This window comes from Streptomyces sp. DH12 (assembly GCF_020873895.1).
Classification (GTDB): Bacteria; Actinomycetota; Actinomycetes; order Streptomycetales; family Streptomycetaceae; genus Streptomyces.
In genome coordinates this window covers 1-397 of record NZ_JAHWGT010001590.1, presented here as the reverse complement: position 1 = coordinate 397, position 397 = coordinate 1, and the positions used below count along the sequence as shown (strand labels likewise).

1 protein-coding gene is annotated in these 397 nt (G+C 79.1%); it reads left to right on the top strand.

Going from position 1 to position 397, the window contains the following annotated elements:
* Positions 1–397, top strand: a 397-nt coding sequence (locus LPA54_RS41230) for a histidine kinase (protein WP_228985509.1), incomplete at both ends; no start/stop codon positions are given.

Genomic DNA, 397 nt, shown 5'->3' with positions numbered 1-397 from the left:
GCCGCCGTCGGCACCGGGCGGATCGCGCTGGGCGGCGGCGATCCGGTCCCGCCGTGGCTGGTGATGACCGGCGCCCTCCGCTTCGGGGGTGTCCTGCCCTGGCGGGGCGGGCGCTACTGGCGGCAGAGCCGTGAGCTGACCGCCGCCGGCTGGCTGCGGGCGGCCCGACTGGAGGAGAAGCAGCGGTTCGCCGAGGAGCGGGCGCGGCTGCGCGAGCGGGCGCGCATCGCGCAGGACATGCACGACTCCCTCGGCCACGAGCTGAGCCTGCTCGCGCTGCGGGCGGGCGTCCTCCAGGTGGCGCCGGACCTGCCCGAACGGCACCGGGCGGCGGCGGCCGACCTGCGCGCGGCGGCCGCGGACGCCACGGACCGGCTGCACCGCATCATCGGCGTGC